Here is a 17,945-nt window from a genome sequence, read left to right as displayed (position 1 = left end):
GCCTCGCAGCTCAGCGCCCGGTTCCCGCGGACCAGAGAACGGCGCCCTTGTACTCGACGGTCACGTCTCCATCGGTCCGTAGGCACAGGACCGCATGGTCGTGACCGGCCGTTCCACTGCCCCAGACACCTTTCCCCGCTCGGTCATAGACGACGAAGTTGCCGTCGGCCTGCATGATCGCCCGGTAGCCGCGGCCGACTGTCCCCGACTGCCAGCGGGCCTGCCCTTTCTTGTCCCGGATGACGAGGTTGCCGTCCTGCTGCATGTTCACGGTGCCGCTGTCGCCGTACCAGGACTGTCCGGGCATGAGCTGCTGGTCGTGACGGATGTACAGCGGCTTCGAACTCGCCGACGGCAAGGGGCTGCTCGACGGAGACGGGCTGCGCGATACCGAGGTCGGTGTCGCGGAGTGCACGGTCCCGTGGGACGGTCGAGCGCCCCCGGGGCTGGGTGAGGGCGCGTTGACCGGCTTGGCCGAGACGGTCGCGCCGGCAGGTGAGTTGCTCGGCCGCGCCCCGGATGCCGACGCGTCGGCATCCGGGGAAGTGTGCGTACCGGGTTGGTCATGCATCGACAGCCCGCCCACCAGGAGAGCCACCGAGGCCCCGACGACCGCGGTGGCAACCAGGAGTCGTCGCTGCGGAGCGACGACCCTCTTGGCGTGGGCCGGCCCCGCCGTCCCCGGAAGGGCTTGTGACGTGTCGGTGGCCGGGCCGGAGGCGGGCTCGTCGTCCGATGAAGCCGCCGTCGGCTCGGTGTCAGGGGCCGGTACAGCTTCGGGCGATGGATCCGGGACGAACCGAGTGGTCACCAACTCCTCTGTGACGGAGCTGAGTTCATCAGCGAATTCGGCGGCCGAACCGAACCGCAGTTCTCGGTCGGCCTCCAAGGCGCGGCTCACAACGCCTTGCACGGCGGCGGGCAGATCCGGTCGCAGTTCGTGGAGCGGGACCATACTGCCGACCGGGCCCGGCACCTTCCCGGTGAGGAGTTCGTACGTCACCGCGCCCAGCCCGTACACGTCGGACCGGCCGTCCATCCCGGATCCGTCCGGATCGCTCTGCTCGGGAGCCATGTAGCCGACGGACCCAGCGGTCAGGGTGAGGCTCGACGCGTGGGCGAGGCTCTTGGCAAGACCGAGGTCGCCCATGAGCACCCGGTCGCGGCCGCCGGGCCCCAGCCCGACCAGGATGTTGGACGGCTTGACGTCCCGGTGCAGGACACCGGCCTCGTGCAGGGCCGCCGTTCCCCGTGCCGCTTCCGTCGCCAGCCGCAGGGCTTCGGCCGTCGGCAACGGGCCGCCGGCGGCGGCCAGCCGGTCCGCCAAGGTGCCGCGGTCGGCGTACTCCATGACGAAGTAGGGTCTGCCGTCGTCCAGTTCACCCACGTCGTAGACCTGAACCACCCGGGACGAGGCCGCCTGACGCAGCAGGCGCGCCTCGGTGAGGAATCGCTCCCGCATGTCCAGGCGGTATGACCAGTTCTCCGTCATCACCTTGACCGCGACCGGTGCGTCGAGCGAGTCGTCGTAGGCCAGCCATACGACAGCGAAGGCGCCGGTCCCCAGAAGCCGTTCGACTCGGTAGCGACCGATCTTGTAAGGGAGGTGCATGGAAACATCATGCTCCGCACGCATCTCTTTCGCCTACCTGTTCACCGGCTGATACAGCGGTGGGCGCGGTCCCTTCTGGCCGCTGGAGCCACTCAGGGCTCCGATCGACGGGCATCACCGCTGAGAGCTGCGTCTTCCGTCCTTTGACACGTCACATACCCCAGGGCCTGGCCTTCGGCCGTCAGTGGACAGCCGCGCACGCCGAGGTGGGCGACTGGTTCCATCTCCACCGCATCAGGGCCTCGCTGCCCGGGATGACCCGCCACACTCCGCTGACCTGGACCGATCGTTCCGGCCGCGGCTCCTCGGCGTCGTTCACGGCGGACCTGCACGAGCTGACCTACCGCAGGACGATCGATACCCTGTCCAGCCCGAGCGCCGAGGTGACCCGCAGCGTGGCGGTCTCCACGGCGGGCAGCACCCAGCACGGACTGCAGGGTGCGCTCGGAGGGCACGGCGGTGACGTCTTCGGCGGCGACGTCCTGGGCGAGGCCATCACGGGCGCCACCACCACGACACGGGACGGCGACCGGCAACGTGCCGCCGAACGGGTCGTGGTGGCCACCAAATACGACGTCACGATGGCCGTCTTCGACGGGTGGGTGCGGCTCGACGGCACCCTCCGCGGTCCCCTCGGCACGGTGCGGCAATCCGGACTGTTCCCGGTGCAGATCGCCGTCCCGCTCAGCGAGTCGCAGGGTTCCCGCATCCACGACGCCGCCGCGGCGCCGGTGTTCACCGCGGCACGCCCGTCGGGCTTCGTCCCGGCCCAACGGGAAGCGCGGCTGGGAAGCGCGGCCCTGGCGGTGGGAGCGGCGGCCGACACGACGACCACGGACAAGCCGGACAAGCCCTTCACGGCGTCGAACGGGGACGGGCGTGCCGGCGCGGAACCGGCCGCCGAGTCCTCCGGCGCGGGCACCCGGGACGTCAACACCGCCGACACCGTCACCAGCGCCCCCGAGGCGGGACCGTCAGGTGCGCAAGGGGCCGCCCAGGGGTCGAAGCCGGACCTCGGCCCCAAGGTGTCGGCCGGTCCGCCCAACGAAACGAAGGGTCCGTCCTCCGAGGCGAAGGACTCTGCCGACAGAGGGGGAGGCCCTTCCACTGAGACTGCGGCTCGGGGTGCCGCGCGGCCGGAGCCCGAGCCGCGGGCGCTGGACTGGGAGCCTCCGGCACGGGACGGGAACCCGCCCCCGCCGCCCCCGCACGCCCTGGCGAGTGCCTGGCACCCGTCCGACATGCTGCTGGGCGTGGACCCGGCCGACGCGCTCCTGGGCGCCCTCCGGGAGGACCTCGGCCCGGCGCTCGGGCGCTTCGCCGAGCGCGAGATGAGGCGCGTGGAGGAACAGTTAGGGCTCGCAGAGAATCAACATGCGTGTTTGATGTTGTCCGGGGATTCGGTGCCGTAGGCGTCGAGGTAGGCGGCCACGTCTGCGGGGGTGGTGAATCGTGCTGTGGAGCGGGGGACGGTGTATTCGTGCTGGTCCAGGAGGGGTTGGGTCTCCTGGATTGTGCGGGTGATGGTTTGCGAGCTGGTCTCGAAGAGTGCGCCGAGGAGGGCGTGGGTGAAGCAGCCGCGCTGATAGAGGACGGTGGCCAGGATCCGGTCGGGGTCAGTGAACGCCTGCCTGGGGCCCGCCCCGGGGGCCCGCTGTCGTTCGTGGCCGCGTCGGTGACGGCGCTGGTGTTCCCGCTGGGCGGCCTGGATTGGCGCCAACCTGCTGATCAGGGCGTCCAGTTGTGCGCGGGTGAGGCCGGTGAGTTCCGGGTCGGTGAGCCGGGCGTGCTGGCGGGCACCCCATTGCCGCGGTTCCGCTCCGTGTGGAGTGCCGGTGGTTGTGGGGCCGCGCTGCTGGGCGTCGAGCGTGTAGTTCCAGTCGCCGTGGAAGCGGTGGCGGGTCATCGCCAGCGCGTCGACCTGGGCGTCGTCGACTTTCACTCCGGTGGGGTAGGCGCCGGTGTCGAGTTCGGCGCGGACCGTCAGTCCGGTGCGGGTGGTGGTCGCCGCAATGGACTGCAGAATGACTTCATGGCTGGTCAGGGGCCTGCCGCGCCAGTTCATGGAGATGTGGGAGAACAGCCGGTGCTCAATCCGATTCCACTTCGACGTGCCCGGAGGTAGGTGACAGACGGTGATTTCAAGGCCAGTCTCGGCGGCCAGGGCGGCAAGTTCGGTCTTCCACGCCCGGGTGCGGTAGCCGTTGGAGCCTCCGGCGTCGGCGGTGATGAGCAGACGCCGGGCGTGAGGGTAGTCGCCCTGTCCGGCCCCGCGCCACCAGCGGCGGATCGAGGCGACCGCGAAAGCGGCGGTGTCGTGGTCGGTGCCGACACTGACCCAGCCGGAGTTCCCGGCGATGTCGTAAATCCCGTACGGGATCGCCTTGCCGGGCCCCTCCCGGTCCAGGAAGTCATGCGTCTTGACCTTCACTGGATCGCCCGTGGGCTGCCACTCACGCCCCGCGTTCTTGTACTCGCCGACCATCTCCTTCTTCTTGCTGTCCACGCTGACCACCGGGTCCCCGGCGCCGATGTGGTCCTTGGCCTGCTCGTTGATGTAGTGGAACTGGGCATCCCGGTCCGGGTGCTGCTTGCCCTCCAGGGTCTTGGAGTTGGCCTGCAGGCTGAAGCCCTCCTCCCGCAGCAGGTCACCGACCGTGTCGGCGCTGACCCTGTGCCCCTGGCGGGTCAGCTCGGCGGCCAGGTTCCGGGTCGACTTGGTCGTCCACCGCAGCGGCGACATCGGGTCCCCGCGCATGTCCGGCTCGACCAGGGCCAGCAGCGCGGGCCGCAGCCCCGCATCAAGGTCAGCGGCCTTCTTCCGGCCGCCACCGGGCCGGCGGACCCGCCCCAGCGGCTCTACTCCCGCCTCCAGCTCATCCACCCCCTTCCGGACCGTCGTCTCGCTGGCGTCGGCTGCCCGAGCAACGGCCCGGATCCCACCGTGGCCCAGGAGACGGGCCTCGGCTCCCATCAGCAGACGCTGCTGCCGCTCGTCCAGGTGAGGGAACAACACCTCAAACTTCACCGCGAGTTGAACACGAATCTCATCGGGGATGCGCATACCACGCCAACGAACCGAATCACGGGAGGCAACATGTTGATTCTCTGCGAGCCCTTACGACGTGGTGCGCGGTAGCTGAAACCCCGGTCTGAGCATGCGAACGGCCGTGCGGGACGATCATGATTGTGACGTCAAGAGGGGCCCGCACGGCCTTGAGCCATCGTATCTGCACCGGGATCCCGCGCCGTCGCCTGGGCAAGCTGGTCGCGGAGTTGGCCGGGCCGTGGGTGGCCGGGCAGGAGTCCCAGCTGCGTGAACGCCGGGGCCATGACCGGCAGCGCGCCGCCGGAGCGGGTCCCGACCACCAACTCGTCTTCACCGACCGGGTCGTCGCCACCCTGGTCATCCTGCGCTTCCAGCTTCCGCATGCCGTCCTCGCCCTGTTCTACGAGGTGGACCGCTCCACGATCACCCGCGCGGTCCACGAGATCCGCCCCCTGCTCGCCGCCCGCGGCTTCGCCGTCCCTGGAAGTCCCGACCTGCGCCTTCGCACCCTGGCCGATGTCTTCGCCTACGCCGCCTCCCACGGAGTGGAACTGCGGATCGACGCCACCGAGGTCCGGGTCCGACGTCCACGGGCGAACAAGCCCGGACGCCGGGCATTCATCTCCGGGAAGATGCGGCAGAACACCAAGAAGGCCACCGTCGTCACCGACGAGAAGGGCCGGACCCTGTGGGCGGGTGCCTTCCGGCCCGGCCGCCAGCACGACCAGACCGCGCTGAAGACCGAGGGCATCTGCGACCTGTTCGAGAGGTTCCCCCAGGTCAAGGCCAAGGTCGACGCCGGCTACCGGGGACTGGCCAAGCAGTTCCCCGCCCAGGTCCAAGCGCCGCCGCTGAAGCCGAAGAAGGATGCCCCGCCCGAGGACCTGGCGGCCTGGGAGGAAGCGCGCAAGCAGCAGTCCTCCGAGCGGATCTGCGTCGAGCACGCCAACGCCGAGCACAAGCAGTGGCGGCCCCTGCAACGCTGGATCGGACGCCGCGAGTACTTCGACCAGACCTACCAGGCCATCGCCGGCCTGGTCTCCGACCGCGCGGCCATGCGGTAATCAACCACCAGCCAACCCGCCAGGCCAACACGGCCCGACCTCAATCGCGCACCCCGTCGTTAGGGCCCCACGTTCTGACGGCACGGCTCACCCACGAGTCCGGGCAGGAGTGGTCGCACGACGTCACCGTGCCCGGTGGGCACATCACCGTCCGGGTGCGCCCGGTCCGCGAGGGGACGTACGCGTACGTCGGGCACTCCAGGAAGTTCGAGACCGACGTGTCCGTGGAGTCCCAGTCGTCCCACACACACCTGCACGACCGCGTGACCCGGGTCGTGGCCGGGGGCCGGCTCCAGGTTCCCGTCGCACCGCACGTCTCGGTGGCCGTCCAGGTAGCCCGTTCCACGTCACGACCGCACCTGCCGAGGCGGGAGGAACCGGGAGAAACGGGCCATCCCCGGCCCGCCTCGGCCTCCGGGACGGGTCCCGCGATCGACGATGACGCAGGCGAGGACCTGACCGGCGCAGGGACCGCGGGTGAGGGCGTGTCGGGCGAGCGGGACGACCGGACCCCGCAGCGGATCAAGAACGTGCGGCCGCACGACCTGTACCGGCAGCCGATCCGTTTCGAGATCTCCTACGAGAAGCACCTGGGCGTACGCCTCCTGCGCGGAGTGCCGGACAGCGTGCCCCCAGTGCGACTGCACGGCGTCTTCTCGTATCCGCGAGCGGCCGACGCGGCGGCGTCCCAGGCGGCAGCCGCGGCGGCACCGGGGCCCGCACCGCTGACGGCGGACCACGTGGTCGACACCGTTCGCCCGCACCGGGCAACCGACCGCCCGGGAACGGCGGGTGCGCGAGGCACGGCGGGCGCGCCGAACACGGCAGGCGTGACAGGCGCGTCCGGCGCGGTCCAGGCCGCACCCGACGCAGCCCCGTCCGCACGGCAGACGCCCGGCGAAGATCTGATCGCCGCGCACATCCTGAACTCCGTCGACGACAGCGGCTCGCGCGTCTTCGGGGAGAACTGGCGGAATGTGCGGGCCGAACTGGCCCCGCGGTTGCGGACGATGGCCGTCCAGCGGAAACTGGGCGCCCTCAGCCGCGGCGCCGTCGAGACGGTCCTGTTGAAGTCGGTGAACGGTGGCGTCGTCAAACTCGGCGTGCGTATCGACCGGTTGCAGGTGTCGGACGCCCCCGCGACCACCGAGTTCTACAGCGGTGGCCAGCGCGTCCAGGCGTCGTCGGTCGCCCATACCCGGTTCGCCGCCTGGCAGGGCTCCATCCAGGTACAGGGCGACCTCCTGCCCTCGGGCAGTCCGGTGAACGCCTCCGCGGTCGGACGGGTGGAGGGCGGGTTCGGCAAGGAGAGCCTGGACAGCCGTGGCGAGAACGCGGCCACGGGTCTCCTGCACCGCAGGAAGCTGGCACCGACAGCGCACGCGGGCGTGGCAACCGTCACCGTCCGTGTGAACCGGCCCTGGGACGGGGGGCGACCGGGTCAGACGGTGACCGGCACGGGTGAGGCGCGCGTGGAGTTCACCACCCTGCGGGCGCCCGAGGACCGCGCGGCCACGCCGCTCGTTTCGCGCGCGGGCATCGTGACGGCACCCGCGCCCGCAGATGCGGCCGGCGGTGGCGCCGCCGCCCCGGGCACCGCGGACGGCCCGCCCGCGAGGGATGCGGACGGCGAGCCGCTGCCCGCCCGTGGCTTCAGCCGGGATTCGATCGTCCGGTCGGTCTCGGGTAGCGCGGACCTGCGGTCGGAGGTCTCCACCCACCTGCGCGACACCCTCGGCTCGAAGGCGGCAGCCGCCCTGCAGAACCGGGTCGACCGGGCCCTCGACGACGCCCTGTTGGCGCGCACCCTGCCCGCGATGACCCGCGGGGAAACGGTCGAACTGCTCCGCTCCGGCGACCTGCGGGTCACTGCCACGGCCGAAACAGAGGAATTGACGTACCGTCACGTCGAGAGCAAGGGGAGTAACGCCAACGTCCTCAACGAAGTCAACCAGAGCAGGCTGCGGCGTCCTGGAGCGTTCCGTGAACTGGGGGCCCGTTTCTTCGTCGGTCCGGTCTTCAACCTGTCCCCGGTCAGGACGACTCTGCTGTTCGGCGGTGGCGCCGGCGGCAGGGAACGTTTCGGTCTGGGCGTCACGCAGAACGCGAAGGTGTCCGCCAACGCGAAATTCCCGCGGACGTACGCAGCCTTCGACGGCCGGATGCGAGTCACTCTGCACGTGACCCACGACTCCGTTACCCACGAGCTGCCTTCGGCGTCACCCGGCGCGCAGGTCCTCCTGCCGCTCGCGGAGACCCGACCGGGCCCGCCGCACGCGCCCGAGCCGAACACCTCTCTCGCCGAGCAGCCGCCACAGGATGCCTCGGAGGCGCGGAACGAGGACGCCTCGCAGTCGAACGGAGCGGAGACGAACCGGGCGCTGAGCGACGGACCGCGGACCGACGGACCGACGGAGGACGTGCCGGAGACGACCAACCTCCCGCAGACCAAGCCGGAACAGCCTCCGGTCGTTCCGCCTCGGTCCTCGGGGAGTTGGCCGTCTCGGGCGACAGAGACGCACGAGGAAGCCACCGACGACGACGTCACGGCCTGGGGAACCATCACCGACAGCGATCTCCAGGCCTGGCGCACAGGCCCGCTGTAGGAGGAGGACGCTGTGGGTTGATCCGGGGTCTGCTTCGCCCCGCTGGTCGTCGGATCGGCGGGGCGAAGTGCTGCGAAGTGGCTGGTCCGGGTGCGGGCTCGTGGGGCGCCGGTGAGGTGGGCATCGATGCGGGCGAGGTTGATCGCTGCCCGGGTGAGCTGGTGCTGGAGGCTGGTTTCGGCGTGACCTGACTCCACGCCTGGCCTACGGAGCCGACTACAACCCCGAGCAGTGGCCGCGGGAGGTGTGGGACGAGGACATCCGGCTGATGCGCGAGGCCGGCGTCACCGTCGTATCCGTGGCGATCTTCTCCTGGGCGCGCCTTCAGCCAACCGCCGACACCTGGGACTTCAGCTGGCTGGACGAGGTCATGGACCTTCTCCATCGGGCAGGCATCGGTGTCGACTTGGCGACCGCGACCGCCTCCCCGCCGCCGTGGCTGACCACCGCCCACCCCGAGATCCTCCCGGTGACGGCGAACGGCGAAACGGTGTGGCCCGGCGCCCGCCAGCACTGGCGCCCCACCTCGCCCGTCTTCCGCCAGCACGCGCTGCGCCTGGTGCGGGCGATGGCCGACCGCTACAAGGACCACCCGGCACTCGTGGCCTGGCACATCTCCAATGGGCTCGGCTGTCACAACATCTACGAGTTCTCCGACGATGCCGCCCGTGCCTTCCGTATCTGGCTTCGCGCCCGCTACGGCTCCCTTGAGGCGCTCAACCACGCCTGGGGCACGGCGTTCTGGTCGCAGCGCTACAGCGACTGGGAGCAGCTTCTGCCGCTGCGGTTTGCCGCCTCGCACCCCAACCCGACGCAACAGCTCGACTTCAAACGATTCTCCTCGGACATGCTGAAGGACTACCTCCGCGCCGAGCGCGACATCCTCCGGGAGATCACGCCCAACGTGCCGATCACCACCAACTTCATGGTGATGAACGAAACGAAGTGCATGGACTATGTGGACTGGGCCGAGGAGATCGACTTCGTCTCCAACGACCACTACGTGCAACCCGGTCCGCAGGACCGCGACGAGCTGTCTTTCTCCGCGAACCTGGTCAGTGGCATCTCCGGTGGGCACCCCTGGTTCCTGATGGAGCACTCCACCAGCGCCGTCAACTGGCAGCCGGTCAAGGTGGCCAAGAGGCCCGGCGACCTGGCCCGTGACTCACTGCTGCACGTAGCCCACGGCGCCGACGCGGTGTGCTTCTTCCAGTGGCGGCAATCGGCGGCCGGTGCCGAAAAGTACCACTCGGCGATGGTCCCGCACGCTGGTGAGGACAGCGAGCTGTTCCGCGCGGTGGCCGCCCTCGGTGCCATCCTGCGCACCCTCGCGCCGGTCGCCGGCAGCGACCGGGAGACCGCGAGCGTCGCCATCGTCTACGATTGAGCGTCCAGGTGGGGGAGCGAGCAAGGCTCCCACCCCACGGCCCTGCTGAAGTACCGCCAGGAGGCTCTCGACTGGTATTCGGTGCTTCTCGCCCTCGGAGTACGCGCCAACCTCGTCACCACTCGCGCTGAACTCGCCGGCTAGCAGGTGGTCGTGGCCCCGGTGCTGCACGTCGTACCGGCCGAGCTGGCCAAGGAGCTGAACCGCTACGCCCAGCAGGGCCACCTCATCACCACCTACTTCTCGGGTGTGGTCGACGAGAACGACCATGTCTGGCTGGGCGGTTACCCCAGCGCGCTGCGCGAGCTGCTCGGCATCCGTGTCGAGGAGTTCGGGCCGCTGTTGGCCGACCACAGTGTCCGCCTGGACGACGGCACCACAGGCGCCCTCTGGACCGACCGGGATCACCGTCACGGACGCCGACACACAGGTCCTGGCCCACTACGAGACCGGCGACCAGGTCGGCCGCCCCGCCATCACCCGCCTTACAACCGGCGCCGGTTCGGCCTCGTACGTCTCCACGCGACTCGGCGTCGACGGCCTGATCTCGCTGCTGCCCCGCTGCTGGAGCTGGCCGGAGTGCACAGCGAGCTGCCCGAGGCGCTGCGCGGGCGCGTCGAGCTCGTGGTGCGCCGCGGCGAGGGCGGCCGGTTCATCTTCCTGTTCAACCGCACCGACGAGCCGGTGCCGGTTCCCGCGGCGGGCGGTCAACTCCTGGTGCGCACCGGCGACGCCCATGGCACCGACGGCGCGGTCGTACTCGGACCGCGGGAGGTCGCCGTCCTACGGCAGCCCGTCGGCCGAGAGCCTGCCGGGTGAATTTCGACCGGAAAGCGCCCCAGCCAGGGCGCGACCGCCCGGACCTGGTCCAAGGTCACCCAAGCGCATGGTTCACCTCTTGGGGCCTTGGCCGGTCGAATCGAGGCTTATCAGCTCCATGCAGATGCACTTGAGGGCGGCGGCCTCGTCGGGGAAGTTTCCGCGGGCGCGGACGGCCCTGCGTGTTCGCGCGTTGACGCTCTCGATCAGGTTCGTGCTGCGGATGATTTTGCGGATCTCGACGTCGAAGGAAAGGAAGGGACGATCTCAGCCCAGGCCTCGGACCACAGCTTGACGATCGCCGGATACTTCCGGCCCCATGTCTCCTGGAACTCCAGGAACAGCTCCGTCGCCGCGTCCTCGCTGGGAGCCGTGTAGACGGGCTTGAGGGCTTTGGCAACCTTGTCCTAGTCCTGGCGGCTGCGTAACGGAAGCTGCTCCACCTGACCAGGGCCTCGCTCGGGCCGTCTTTGGTGCGCGACTACTCTTGAAGCTGGTCCCGGCGCTGAAGGCGATCTACACGGCTCCGACAGAAGCAGCCGCCGAGCAGGCCATCGACCTGCTCGCGGCATCTGACCTGGGCGAACGCTACCCGGCGATCGTGCGGACCTAGCGGTCGGCCCGGCCTGAATTCACGCCCTGTCCCTGGCGTTCCCGCCAGGGACAGGGAGGGTGGTCTACTCCACGAACATGCTCTAGTCGATCAACTCGCGGCTCCGCAAGGCCACCCGTAGCCGCGGCCACTTCCCTTCGGAGCAGGCCGCGTTGAAGGTTCTCTACCTCGCCATCCGCGAGCAGATCAGCCGCAAAGCGTGCGACGCCAAGCACGTTGCCGCACACTGGAATGAGGCATTAAACGCGTTTTCACTCTTCTGCGAGGACCGGCTCAGCATCCAATGAAAACCCCCGACTTGCACAAGATCCCTGCCGCGCCCGAATCCTCAGAATTCCTGGCCGGTCGTCCGCGGATTCCGAATGCGGCCCGAGTGACGTCAATCGCAGCTCTGTGGTCCTCGGAGTGGAGCGGCAGCGCTGAGAGATCTCAGTGCTGTGCCGCAGTTTGCTTCAGGTGTCGACTTGCGTCTCCCACGTGAGTTATGCGTACTCGGCGCTCCACGAAACGCCACCGCCCGTCACGGCGTTGGAAGCTGTCCTCGTACCGACCACACCCGATGGGTTGCAGCGGCAGGTCGGGCAACGCCTGAAACACGGTCACGTACGAACGTGAACTGGCCGTTCCCGTCTCTTCGGTGACTTCAATGGCGACGTTAGTCGTGACATGGTGGGTGTGCGGCGTGCCATCCGCGTAAACGATCACGGTGTCTTCGAAAAACTTCTTGATCGCGTCACGACCGCTCACTGGCCCGCGACTGCCTATGAAAGTGGCGTCGGCGAGAAGGTTCCCCAATCCTGAGAAATCGCCGTCGTCAACGAGTTGAGCGTACTGCGCAATAAGGTTCTCGACAGCACGATAACTTGTGGCCGGATCGGGGAGTATAAGGTTGCGTGCAGACACATTTTCCTCCAAGTGAGACGGTCGCCTTTGAGCACGCTGCGCTCGTTGGCATCGAGGACGCGGGCGCAGAAGCTGCGACTGACAGCTTGCCTTGTTCATGAACGCTGAAGCACCTGAGCTGGAAATAATGGCCACATCCAGCCGCCCCGGCTCGGACAGAGAGCCCGCCGTCCTAGACCGCCCTGCCGCGGCAGTTCTTGCCAACTCCATGGCGAGTGACAGTTCTTTGACCGCAGCTAATGCTCCGAAGTGTCCATGACTGGCCTCTTCGCGACCAATTCGGCCGAGCGAGCAGCGGATCATCCCACAACCGGAACACAAACGGCTGCCTTGACTGCACCATCTCACGGGACATGATCCATGGGCGCCCGTTCAGGCCTCTCAACGGGCCCAGAAGGGCCCGCTCCGCGGATGCATGCTGAGGCCGCCAACCGGAGCCCGTTAAATGGGGTCGGGGCCTGAGAGGCCCGGCGTCCGAGTTTCTGCGCCAGGGCGTCTTGGCCCGGTAGTGCGTTCCCCCGCCGCTACCGGGCCGACAGAGACAAATACCGCCGCCTTGCCTGGGACCTGGGAGTCAAGCCGGTCATCGCCCGACGTGGCACCGAGCACGGCTCCGGACTCGGTGCCGAACGCTGGGCGGTGGAGCGGGCCTTTGCGCACCTGCACTGGTTCCGCCGCCTGCGGATCCGCTGGGAGGTCCGCGACGACCTCCACGCAGCCTTCCTTGTCCTGGCCTGCGCACTCATCTGCTGGCGCCGGCTCTCAACGGCTCAGCGTCGCCACTCGTAGGCGCCGGGGGAGGTCTGCATAACTCCGGATCTCGGGGTTGCGCCCGTCATCCATCCAGACAGCATCCCGCCCGGCTGCAAGCTCTCCCAAGACCTGTGACCAGCTGTTCAAGTCCTCCGGAGCCAGACACACATCGAGACGTCCCTGGGCGAATCCGCTGGTGACGACGATCTCCGCATCGAGGTGGTCGTGCAAGGTCAACACCCCAGGCAGCGTCCGGCCCAGAACGCGAACCTCAAGACTGCTCTCCCCGTCGGCCAGACGGATGAGATCCACACTGCTGTCCTCGGCCATGCTCGCTCCCTGTCTCGCATCGACTCTCGTCATCATGCCCGCGCATCAGCACTCGGTCGCGGGCCTGTAAATCGTTCGGGTCTCTTCCGTAGTCGGGGGAGTGTCATGAATTAGGTGGGAACTTCACCGGAAGGGACACCTGATGACGATCCAGAAGACTCACTCTCTCGAGACGGTGGGCGGCGTGTCGCTTGCCACTGACGGGGCGGCCGCGGACGGTGCGGGCATGAGGAGAACGCAGGAGTCCGTGGACGGGCTGGGCCTGGACCTGCTGGACGCGCTGACGCTGCTGGCCCAGGACAGGGTCCGCGGTGGTGGGCTGAGGCTGGTCGGTGAGGACGGTCTGCTGCCCGCGATCACGCAGCACCTGATGCAGGCCGCCCTGGAGGCCGAGCTGGATGAGCATCTGGCCGCCGAGGCCGAGCGCGGCGGCGGGCGGGGCTCGCGTTCGGGCGGCAACGGCCGTAACGGGTATCGCACGAAGAAGGTGATGAGTGAGGTCGGGCCGATCACGCTGCAGATCCCCCGTGACCGGCTGGGCACTTTCCGGCCCCGCATCCTGCCCAAGGGTGCCCGTCGCACCGGTGCTCTGGACGAGATGGTGCTCTCGCTGACCGCCCGCGGCATGACCTCCGGGGAGATCGTCGCGCACCTTGAGGAGGTGTACGGGATGAAGACGTCCAAGGAGACGATCTCCACGATCACCGACAAGGCCCTGGACTCGATGAACGAGTGGCGCACCCGCCCGCTCGACGCGGTCTACCCGGTCGTCTTCGTCGACGCCATCCACGTCAAGATCAGGGACGGGCAGGTCGCCAACAGGCCGATCTACGTGGCCATCGCGGTCACCGCCGACGGCTACCGCGATATCCTCGGCCTGTGGGCCGGCGACGGTGGCGAGGGCGCCAAGTTCTGGCAGCAAGTCCTCACCGACCTGCGTAATCGCGGGGTCAGAGACGTCCTCATGCTCGTCTGTGACGGGCTGTCCGCTCTGCCGGACGCGGTCGCGAACGTGTGGCCCCAAACCGTTGTGCAGCGCTGCGTCGTTCACCTGATCCGGCAGAGCCTGCGCTACGCCTCCCGGCGGGACTGGCCCGAGGTCGCCGCCGACCTCAAGCCCGTCTACACCGCCGTCAACGAGGCCCAGGCCCGCGAGCGGCTCGACGAGTTCGACGCCAAGTGGGGCCACAAATACGGCTCGATCGCCACCGTCTGGCAGCGCGCCTGGAGCGAGTTCGTACCCTTCCTGGCCTTCCCCGACTCCATCCGCGAGGTCGTCTACACGACCAACAGCATCGAGTCCCTCAACGCCCGCTACCGCCGCGCGGCCACCGCCTGCGGACACTTCCCCAACGAACAGGCAGCACTCAAGAGGATCTACCTGGCCACCCTCGCCCTCGACCCCTCCGGCCGGGGACGCAAACGCTGGAACAACAAGTGGAAGGCAGCATTGAACGAGTTCGACCAGCTCTTCGACGGCCGCCTTACCGCCGGACGGGTATAAGCCAGTCGGACCAACCAAAAACCACTAGGCCAAAGGGCCTAAAAACACCTAAATCATGATAGACCCGTAGTCGGTGGTGACGGTGAGTGTGCTCAGCCCAGGAGGATGCGGTGACAGAGGAGGCGGAAGCTTGCCCGGCCGTACATCTGGCGCTTGATCAGCTTGGTTTTGTTGTTCACGCCTTCCGTGCCGCCGTTGTGGTGCGGCAGGGTGAAGGCGGCGTCGACTGCGGCGTGGTCTTTCTCGAGTCCCCGGGTGAATGCATGCAGGTGGGGCACACCTCGGCGTGGGCCGAGGCGATCCAGGTGCTCGGCAGGGCGGCATTGCCGCCGACGGGATCCAGCAGCACGGCGAAGTGGTGGATGAGGTCGGCCAGAGCAGTCATCTCGTGGCAGGCAGCGCGGGCGGCCTCGATACGTTCTCGCTGGTGGACCTTGCGGCGGTCGGGGCGGGTGAGCAGGTAGCGGGCCAGGCGCCGGGGCGAGAGGGCGGGCCGGTCGGCCTCGACGCGACCCTGGTTGATGTAGCGGACCAGCAGGTTCGAGCTGCCGCTGTGGCGCAGTTCCCTGATCGCCTGAAGGAGATGGGTGACGGGGACGGCCGGGTTCTCCAGCCGGCGTCGGCGCAGGTGATCGCGGTAGGGATCCACGAGGGCGGGCCGGTACTTGGGTGCGCGGATGAGGCGCTCGGGCTCGGCGACGCGGTCGTAGCGCTTGACGGGGTTGAGAGCCAGGTTGAGGCGGCACGCGCACTCCAGGAGTCCGACTCCGCGCTCGCGCAGGGCGTGGACCTGCTGCCGGCGCTTGCGGGTGGTGGCGGCCTGTCTCCCCTCGGCCGGGGGCGGCCCTGCTTTCGCCCAGCAGGTGCTGTGCGCGGCGACCTCCTTGCGGCCGGCCTCGGCGAGGTCGTGCCACAGGTGCCAGCGGTCGCTGATCTGGACCGCGTCGGGCAGGGCTCGGCGGACCGCCTCGGCGTAGGTGGCCGATCCGTCCCGGCATACGGCCTCGATGCCCGGATGTTCGCGCAGCCAGGCTTCCAGAGTGACGGCCTCGCGACCGGGCAGTACCTCGATTCGTTCACCGGTCTCAGCGTTGATGATGATCGTGGCGTAGCTCTGCCGGCGCCGCAGGGCGAAGTCGTCGACCCCGGTCACCCGCGGGATCTGCACTGCCGGCACGGGCACCCGCCGCAGCAGGCGCAGGGCGGAGGCGTACGACACGGGCATGGCCAGCGATCGGGCGAGTCGGGCGGACGCCCGGCCGCATAACTCCTTGGCCAGCCCGCGGAGCTGACTGGTCAGACGTGTGGTGCGGCGCTGATGGCGCTTCAAAAGCCCGGGGACCTGCTCTCGGAGTGTCTGCCGCCTGCAGCCCAGGACCGGACAGACCAGCCGTCGTCTCCTCACCCGGACCACGACCTGCCGGCCGTCGACCGGCACATCCCGCACCGGCCGGCCGTGATACTGGTGGACCCTCCCCGTCACCACCTTGCACACCGGACAGGGGACGGGAACATCCCGCGTCCTAGCCGAAACCCGGACTATCTCGCCACTGAGCATTTTCAGCGTTGCTTCTCCAGGGTGAGGACGGCTTTGGTGATGACGCTCATGCGGTTGGGGCTGACGCGGGATCTGCGGAAGATCTGCCAGGACTTCAGCCGTGCCATGCCTCGTTCGACGGGTGCCCGGGCCGCGGACAGGGCCCGGTTCACGGTCCGCTCGGTGAGGGTGAGTTCGCCGCCTGGCGGGCGGCGCTTGGCGGTGGTGACCCAGTCGCCCGCACCGATGGAGGCGATGTCGGCGAGGATCGGGACGCCTTGGCGCGCGCATATCCGGAGGATCTTGTGGGTGCGGGCGGCCGTCAGACACGGCAGCTGTAGTTCGTGACTCGTGAGGTTCCTGTCATGCGATGGCCACTGCTGTGACGTTGTTCCAGCGGCGGTGGCAGGCCGTCGCGCGATGCTGGTGTCGGCGACGCCAGTTCGACCAGCGCAGGGCGTGTGCCGGATCGGTGTCCTGGCGGGGCCTTGGCAGGGCGAAGACCCGCAATAGCGCGAGGAGTTCGCGCGGGCTGACGGGCACCATGGCCAACTCGTCGTCGGAGTTGGCGGGGTGGGCGCGTTGCCGCTCGTGGAGGGCGCCGACGGCCAGAAGTGCGTAGGCGATCATTGACATGAGGCTCCAGCGGTGCCAGGACGTCCAGCAGGTGACCTGGCCGGTGTCGAGGTGGGCCAGGCCCTTGGCTCCCTGGAAGTCCTCCTCGACCCGCCACCTGCGGCAGACCGCGCTGACCAGCACCGATATCGGCTGCGGGTCGGGGTGCCAGGTCCGGTAGAAGGAAAGGGTGCCGGTGCGGCGGTGGCGTCGGACCAGGACCTGGCTGTGCCCGGCGGCCTGTCCGGGCGGCGCATCGTCGGGGTTCACGTCGATCATCGCCCAGTCGTAGAGCCGCTCGGCCTTGGTGCCATGGCCGGTCCTCAGCCGCATCCAGGCCCGCTTCGGCACCCGCTCCAGCAGCGCGGTGACCTTCTTCTTCCCGGCGCCCGGGGTGGTGACCCGGTGGCTGGTGGGTACCGCGATCGCGTAGCCGTAGCCCAGCGCACGGATCCGCGCACGCAACTCCCGTCCACCGTAGACCTCGTCGGCGGCCACCCACGCGGTGTGCACCCCCGAGGCGTGGGCGTCCTCCAGCATGTCGCCGGCCAGTTGCGGCTTGGTGGCGAACACCCTCTCGTCGGGCACCCCGACCAGCTCACGGCGCTCGTCGTCCGCCGCCCATGCCTCGCCCAGGTACAGCCGACGGTCGACCAGCGCGTGCCCCTCGGCACTCACGTAGGAGAGGTGTACCGCGACCTGGCACAGCCCGATCCCGCCCAGCGCCCCGGAGTACTGCCGGGCCGCGCCGACCGCGTCGAGGGACGACTTCTCATCGCCCGTCTCGTCCACCACCAACATCACCTCCCTCTCGCCGAGTTGCTCCACCGTCCAGGCCGCGACCGACCGGCGGACTGCCTCGGTGTCGAAGCGGGCCCTCGACAAGAAGTGCTGCAGGACATGCGGACCGCTGTGGCCGATCGCCTCGGCCAACGACCAGCAGTTCGCCGATTCCTTGACCATCAGCAGCCCAGAGACCATGTTCCGGCAGGTCAGCCGGGTCTCCCGGCGCGGGAAGCAGCTCGCGAACCGGCCCATCAACCCCTCGAACAACCCGTCCCACCCGGCGTGTACTACCGTGGCCTGCGCGGCCACCGCTTCTTGATTCTTCGTCACACAAGATCACGATGCCGGTGGCCGTACCCCTGCCGCA

11 protein-coding genes and 8 pseudogenes are annotated in these 17,945 nt (G+C 68.9%); 11 read left to right on the top strand and 8 right to left on the bottom strand.

The genetic code is table 11. The features are described 5' to 3' along the window. Positions 1 to 10: 10 nt before the first annotated feature. The gene (locus OG819_RS46135) at positions 11 to 1,612 is read right to left on the bottom strand and encodes a protein kinase (protein ID WP_266655400.1); all 1,602 of its coding nucleotides are present in this window, start codon (positions 1,610 to 1,612) and stop codon (positions 11 to 13) included. Positions 1,613 to 1,755: 143 nt separating this feature from the next. On the opposite strand from OG819_RS46135, the gene OG819_RS46130 reads away from it, so the two are divergent. Beyond that, entirely contained in the window at positions 1,756 to 3,024 is a 1,269-nt protein-coding gene (locus OG819_RS46130) for a hypothetical protein (RefSeq protein ID WP_266655395.1), read from the top strand. On the opposite strand, the gene OG819_RS46125 is transcribed toward OG819_RS46130, so the two are convergent. Further along, positions 2,982 to 4,676, bottom strand: a complete 1,695-nt coding sequence (locus tag OG819_RS46125; protein ID WP_266652478.1) for an ISAzo13 family transposase — start codon at positions 4,674 to 4,676, stop codon at positions 2,982 to 2,984. The genes OG819_RS46130 and OG819_RS46125 overlap by 43 nt on opposite strands. 119 nt (positions 4,677 to 4,795) lie before the next feature. Here OG819_RS46125 and OG819_RS46120 point away from each other — a divergent pair, with 119 nt between their 5' ends. From OG819_RS46120 to OG819_RS46095, 6 genes and pseudogenes are all read left to right on the top strand, one after another. Then, the gene (locus tag OG819_RS46120; protein ID WP_266647792.1) at positions 4,796 to 5,725 is read left to right on the top strand and encodes a transposase; all 930 of its coding nucleotides are present in this window, start codon (positions 4,796 to 4,798) and stop codon (positions 5,723 to 5,725) included. A gap of 128 nt (positions 5,726 to 5,853) precedes the next feature. Continuing rightward, positions 5,854 to 8,331 (top strand): hypothetical protein, encoded by a 2,478-nt coding sequence (locus OG819_RS46115; RefSeq protein ID WP_266655393.1) that lies wholly within the window; start codon positions 5,854 to 5,856, stop codon positions 8,329 to 8,331. Between the two features lie 187 nt (positions 8,332 to 8,518). Further along, positions 8,519 to 9,718 (top strand): beta-galactosidase, encoded by a 1,200-nt coding sequence (locus OG819_RS46110; protein WP_323139443.1) that lies wholly within the window; start codon positions 8,519 to 8,521, stop codon positions 9,716 to 9,718. Positions 9,719 to 9,865: 147 nt separating this feature from the next. Continuing rightward, a pseudogene (locus tag OG819_RS46105) lies at positions 9,866 to 10,099 on the top strand (beta-galactosidase trimerization domain-containing protein); the annotation flags it as partial. Continuing rightward, a pseudogene (locus OG819_RS46100) lies at positions 9,987 to 10,223 on the top strand (hypothetical protein); the annotation flags it as partial. The pseudogenes OG819_RS46105 and OG819_RS46100, both read left to right, overlap by 113 nt. A gap of 29 nt (positions 10,224 to 10,252) precedes the next feature. Continuing rightward, positions 10,253 to 10,537: pseudogene (locus tag OG819_RS46095) on the top strand (Beta-galactosidase C-terminal domain); the annotation flags it as partial. A gap of 75 nt (positions 10,538 to 10,612) precedes the next feature. On the opposite strand, the pseudogene OG819_RS46090 reads toward OG819_RS46095, so the two are convergent. Next, a pseudogene (locus OG819_RS46090) lies at positions 10,613 to 10,959 on the bottom strand (transposase); the annotation flags it as partial. 65 nt (positions 10,960 to 11,024) lie between these two features. On the opposite strand from OG819_RS46090, the gene OG819_RS46085 reads away from it, so the two are divergent. Both OG819_RS46085 and OG819_RS46080 read left to right on the top strand, forming a co-directional pair. Next, a complete protein-coding gene (locus OG819_RS46085; protein ID WP_266655391.1) occupies positions 11,025 to 11,150 on the top strand; it encodes a hypothetical protein in 126 nt (41 codons plus the stop codon). Between the two features lie 56 nt (positions 11,151 to 11,206). Next, positions 11,207 to 11,320: pseudogene (locus tag OG819_RS46080) on the top strand (transposase); the annotation flags it as partial. Between the two features lie 259 nt (positions 11,321 to 11,579). Here OG819_RS46080 and OG819_RS46075 read toward each other — a convergent pair. Continuing rightward, a complete protein-coding gene (locus OG819_RS46075) occupies positions 11,580 to 12,053 on the bottom strand; it encodes a nuclear transport factor 2 family protein (protein WP_266655389.1) in 474 nt (157 codons plus the stop codon). A 534-nt stretch (positions 12,054 to 12,587) separates the two neighbouring features. Here OG819_RS46075 and OG819_RS46070 point away from each other — a divergent pair. Next, positions 12,588 to 12,842, top strand: a pseudogene (locus tag OG819_RS46070) (transposase); the annotation flags it as partial. Here OG819_RS46070 and OG819_RS46065 read toward each other — a convergent pair. Next, positions 12,816 to 13,136 (bottom strand): DUF5959 family protein, encoded by a 321-nt coding sequence (locus OG819_RS46065; RefSeq protein WP_266655387.1) that lies wholly within the window; start codon positions 13,134 to 13,136, stop codon positions 12,816 to 12,818. The pseudogene OG819_RS46070 and the gene OG819_RS46065 overlap by 27 nt on opposite strands. A 142-nt stretch (positions 13,137 to 13,278) precedes the next feature. Here OG819_RS46065 and OG819_RS46060 point away from each other — a divergent pair, with 142 nt between their 5' ends. Beyond that, positions 13,279 to 14,640: an IS256 family transposase gene (locus tag OG819_RS46060; RefSeq protein WP_266647762.1), complete on the top strand. Its 1,362-nt coding sequence runs from the start codon at positions 13,279 to 13,281 to the stop codon at positions 14,638 to 14,640. 92 nt (positions 14,641 to 14,732) lie between these two features. Here OG819_RS46060 and OG819_RS46055 read toward each other — a convergent pair. The 3 genes and pseudogenes from OG819_RS46055 to OG819_RS46045 form a co-directional block, all read right to left on the bottom strand. Further along, a pseudogene (locus OG819_RS46055) lies at positions 14,733 to 16,198 on the bottom strand (ISL3 family transposase). A gap of 2 nt (positions 16,199 to 16,200) precedes the next feature. Further along, a pseudogene (locus OG819_RS46050) lies at positions 16,201 to 16,503 on the bottom strand (transposase family protein); the annotation flags it as partial. Between the two features lie 37 nt (positions 16,504 to 16,540). Then, the gene (locus tag OG819_RS46045; protein ID WP_266647750.1) at positions 16,541 to 17,908 is read right to left on the bottom strand and encodes an IS701 family transposase; all 1,368 of its coding nucleotides are present in this window, start codon (positions 17,906 to 17,908) and stop codon (positions 16,541 to 16,543) included. Between the last annotated feature and the right edge of the window lie 37 nt (positions 17,909 to 17,945).

The sequence above is a fragment of the Streptomyces sp. NBC_01549 genome (assembly GCF_026339955.1).
In the GTDB taxonomy this organism is placed as follows: Bacteria; Actinomycetota; Actinomycetes; order Streptomycetales; family Streptomycetaceae; genus Streptomyces.
The sequence above is the reverse complement of the archived record's forward strand: the minus strand, read 5'-3'. Positions and strand labels throughout refer to the sequence as shown.

Coding starts and splice junctions, on each gene's coding strand:
- OG819_RS46125 (WP_266652478.1), bottom strand. CDS start 4,676: ATGCGCATCCCCGATGAGATTCGTGTTCAACTCGCGGTGAAGTTTGAG.
- OG819_RS46065 (WP_266655387.1), bottom strand. CDS start 13,136: ATGGCCGAGGACAGCAGTGTGGATCTCATCCGTCTGGCCGACGGGGAG.
- OG819_RS46060 (WP_266647762.1), top strand. CDS start 13,279: ATGACGATCCAGAAGACTCACTCTCTCGAGACGGTGGGCGGCGTGTCG.
- OG819_RS46120 (WP_266647792.1), top strand. CDS start 4,796: ATGATTGTGACGTCAAGAGGGGCCCGCACGGCCTTGAGCCATCGTATC.
- OG819_RS46135 (WP_266655400.1), bottom strand. CDS start 1,612: ATGCACCTCCCTTACAAGATCGGTCGCTACCGAGTCGAACGGCTTCTG.